The sequence below is a fragment of the Microcoleus sp. Pol11C2 genome (assembly GCF_036701505.1).
Classification (GTDB): domain Bacteria; phylum Cyanobacteriota; class Cyanobacteriia; order Cyanobacteriales; family Microcoleaceae; genus Microcoleus.
This window is the reverse complement of sequence record NZ_JAUBQX010000108.1, coordinates 1-3,715: the sequence shown is the minus strand read 5'-3', so window position 1 is coordinate 3,715 and position 3,715 is coordinate 1. Positions and strand designations below refer to the sequence as shown.

Genomic DNA, 3,715 nt, shown 5'->3' with positions numbered 1-3,715 from the left:
ATGTCCACTGGAGGAGCAGCGATGAAGGCGATGATGTAGCAGATGGTGGCGCTGAGCAAGGTAGGAATCATCAAGACTCCGAACCAACCTACATAAATGCGGTTGTCGGTGCTTGTGACCCACTCACAAAAGCGTTCCCACACGTTGGCGCTTTCGCGCTGCTGTAAGGTTGTTGTCATTTGTTTATGATTGCTGTATTTGGTTGTCAATGTTCGGATGATGTTTATATTATTAACGGTGTCGTTAAGGTTTGTAAAGGGGTTGAGCGACAGTTTAACTGATGACTGCGATTAGGAAAGCTGATGAAAGGAGAGAGATGGGCGATCGCCCGGGGTTTTGTTAAGAAAGTTGAGGGTTTTGCTTTCTGTCGGTCAGGTCGTGATACCTTTCTAAAACCTGAAAGCGGGAAAGTCCGGTGCAATTCCGGCGCTGTGCCGCAACTGTAAAAGTCAGAATGCCGATTTCGGGGGCGCTTTGTGGGCGTTTACTTTTGGATTCCCTGCGTAGCACGGGGAGGAGATTATTTGTTAGCTTTGACTGATTTGCCGACTTGTCCGGGTTTATTTTACGGTTCCCAAGCCCGAGACGGAGTTTTATCGAGAATGCGGATTCCGGGGGGACTTTTAAAGGCGCAGCAGTGTCGGACGATCGCTGATTTGGCCGATCAATACAGTACCGGCTGTTTGCAAGTGACAAATCGGGCAAATTTGCAAATCAGAGAAGTGAACTCGGAAATTGCCCCGGAGGTCTGGAACCGCTTGCAGGAATTGGGGATAGCGTCTCGCCGCGTTGAAGTTGACCCGATTCGCAATATTATGGCAAGTCCGACAGCCGGGATCGATCGCCAGCAGTTACTGGATACTCGCCCGCTAGTCAAAGCTTGGGATGATTACCTGCAAACACATTCCGAGTTGTCGGAACTTTCGCCTAAGTTCAGTATTGGCTTGGACGGCGGGGAATCGGTTTCGATCCAGGCTTTACGCAACGATATTTTATTAGCTGCATGCGGTCGTTCAACCCAATCAGAAATCGTTTTTCGGCTGCATTTAAACGGCGATACAGGAATTTTAATCCAAGAATCGCAATGTATTTCAGTATTAGCCGCCCTCGCTAGCACCTATCTTGAATACACCAAAAATAGACCTCGAATTGATGGCAAAAAACCGCGTTTGCGTCACCTGCTGGCAGATTGGGGCCCTGAAAGTTATCTAGAAAGGGTACAGCAGAATTTACCATTTTTATGGCAATTCCCATCTTGCACCTTTCCCAAAAACAGCCAAGATGCCCCATCTGAAAAATCCCTCTCCCATCACCGACATCTCGGCATTCATCCTCAACGACAGTCCGGTTTCTCTTACATGGGAATTGCACTGCCTCTCGGTAGGCTAGAATCAAAGCAACTGCGGAATTTGGCGAATTTAGCCCAAAAGGTAGCCAGCGGTACCCTGAGACTTACACCTTGGCAAAATCTGCTAATTTCTGATATCCCCAACTCCCAGATTTTTGAGGTAAAACAGCAAGTCGCCGATTTGGGATTGCACTCGTCGGCGACTCGCCTAGATTCGTGCTTGGTGGCTTGTGCCGGCAGCAGCGGCTGTGCGTCGGCGGCGACAGATACTCAAAGTCACGCCCTAGCAATGGTGAGGGAGTTAGGGAAAAAATTGACGATCGACCTGCCGATTAACATTCATTTGAGCGGTTGCCAAAAGTCCTGCGCCCAGCACCAGCCCATTGATATCACGCTGGTGGGAATTCAGATTGAGCGGGGACACGAGACGATCGAAGGTTACGACATTTATGCGGGTAGAAAAGATTTGCCCTTCGGACGACAAATTTTTCAGGCGGTGAGTGTGGCCGAGATGCCCGGTGCGATCGAGCGAATGTTGCGGGTGTATCAGCGGTTTCGGGAGCCTGTGGAGTCATTGGGTGAGTTTGTCGATCGGCAGGCGATCGACCAATTGCAGGAGTTGTTGAGCACCGAAAATTGGAATTGAAAGTGAAAAAATATCCCATAAAAAAAGACAAATTTTAACCATTTCTCTTTCTATCTCTCTTGAGATTTCTTCCTTCGCGTCGTTCACGCCTTCGTGGTTCATTCAAAAAATCTATTTCACAAATCCCACAAAATTCCCATAGCAGTTTTAAACAATGATTGACTACATTCGAGACGGAACAGAAATCTACATTAAATCCTTCGCCACAATTCGAGCCGAAGCAGATTTGTCAAGCTTGTCGCCCGATTTAGAATCGGTAGCCGTGCGACTAATTCACAGTTGCGGCATGACCGATATTGTTGCAGATTTAGCAGCTTCCCCCGGTGCAGCCACCTGCGGACGCCAAGCCCTCGTCGCAGGTGCGCCGATTCTGTGCGATGCCCGGATGGTGGCCGAAGGCATCACTCGCAAACGCCTTCCCGCTGACAATCCGGTGATTTGCACCCTCTGGCATTCCGAAATCCCAGAGTTGGCGCGGCAAATAGGAAATACTCGATCGGCGGCGGCGCTTGATTTATGGCTGGACAACTTGCAGGGTGCGGTTGTGGCAATTGGCAATGCCCCGACTGCTTTGTTCCGACTACTGGAAATGCTGGATGCCGGAGCACCCAAACCGGCTTTAATTTTGGGTTTCCCGGTAGGATTTGTCGGGGCCGCCGAATCCAAAGCCGAACTGGCCGCCAACAGTCGGGGAGTGCCATTTATTACGTTGCACGGGCGACGCGGTGGCAGTGCAATGGCAACGGCGGCCGTGAATGCGTTAGCGAAAAAGGATGAATTATGACTAAGGCTAGTGGTAAATTGTACGGTTTGGGTATTGGCCCTGGCGATCCAGAGTTGATTACTTTGAAAGCTTATCGGATTTTGCAATCGGTGCCGGTGATTGCCTATCCGGCGATGGAAAATGGTAAGGTGCTGGCGCGGGCGATCGTCGCAGATTATCTGCGCCCGGAGCAAATTGAGATTCCGATGCCGCTGCCTTTTAGTCCGACGCGATCGTCTCAACCTTATTATGATATTGCTGCCGAGAAAATTGCCGCACATCTGAGTGAGGGGCGGGATGTGGCGGTGTTATGTGAGGGCGAACCTTTTCTCTACGGTTCGTTTATGTATCTATTCAACCGTTTGTCGGGGACATTTACCACTGAAGTTGTGCCGGGAATTTCTTCGACAATGGCGAGTGCGGCTGCGTTGGGAGTGCCGCTGACTTATCGTAACGATGTGTTAAGTATTATGCCTGCGACACTGGATGCTGAGGTTTTGCGCGATCGGCTGGCGGTTGTTGATGCTGCTGTGATTATTAAGCTGGGCCGGCATTTTGCGAAAGTCCGGGACGTGCTGATTGAGTTGGGACAGTTCGATCGAGCACTTTATATAGAACGCGCAACTATGCCGAATCAGCGAATTCGGGCGATCGCAGATGTCGATCCCGCTGAAGTTCCCTATTGGGCTCTCATTATGATACCTAGCCAGCAAAAGTCTGTATCTTAATATTTCCATGCCTGAAGGCGACGCGCTTCCAGGCTTTACATACTTTTTTGTGCATTCTTACCTGTTTATCCAGTTTTATTAAGTTTGATAAGTTAAACTTATAATATTCATTAGTTAATCTGTTGTTAAAATACTTTACAAACCTTAGAATAGGCTTTATGTTTATTTACATGGCGGAACACAAAGCCGTCACGAACATTGAAAACCAAATAAAGCAATCATAAACAAAT

The 3,715-nt window shown here is 48.9% G+C and carries 3 protein-coding genes, 1 pseudogene and 1 riboswitch; of the genes and pseudogenes, 3 read left to right on the top strand and 1 reads right to left on the bottom strand.

The features are described 5' to 3' along the window. Window positions 1-179, bottom strand: a pseudogene (locus QUA42_RS27435) (photosystem II q(b) protein); the annotation flags it as partial. Between the two features lie 209 nt (window positions 180-388). Then, window positions 389-468, top strand: a riboswitch (adenosylcobalamin-variant (AdoCbl-variant) riboswitch). 8 nt (window positions 469-476) lie between these two features. Here QUA42_RS27435 and cobG point away from each other — a divergent pair. The 3 genes from cobG to QUA42_RS27420 all read left to right on the top strand — a co-directional run bounded on the left by cobG (window position 477) and on the right by QUA42_RS27420 (window position 3,485). Further along, complete coding sequence (cobG, locus tag QUA42_RS27430) at window positions 477-1,994, top strand: precorrin-3B synthase (RefSeq protein WP_333141818.1); 1,518 nt, start codon at window positions 477-479, stop codon at window positions 1,992-1,994. 154 nt (window positions 1,995-2,148) lie between these two features. Further along, window positions 2,149-2,778: a precorrin-8X methylmutase gene (locus tag QUA42_RS27425; RefSeq protein ID WP_333141816.1), complete on the top strand. Its 630-nt coding sequence runs from the start codon at window positions 2,149-2,151 to the stop codon at window positions 2,776-2,778. After that, window positions 2,775-3,485: a precorrin-2 C(20)-methyltransferase gene (locus QUA42_RS27420; protein ID WP_333065092.1), complete on the top strand. Its 711-nt coding sequence runs from the start codon at window positions 2,775-2,777 to the stop codon at window positions 3,483-3,485. Before QUA42_RS27425 ends, QUA42_RS27420 begins: the two co-directional genes overlap by 4 nt. Window positions 3,486-3,715: the final 230 nt, after the last annotated feature.

What these genes read in the sequence shown, in the direction of transcription:
- QUA42_RS27425 (WP_333141816.1), top strand. Translation starts at nt 2,149, where the DNA reads ATGATTGACTACATTCGAGACGGAACAGAAATCTACATTAAATCCTTC.
- QUA42_RS27420 (WP_333065092.1), top strand. Translation starts at nt 2,775, where the DNA reads ATGACTAAGGCTAGTGGTAAATTGTACGGTTTGGGTATTGGCCCTGGC.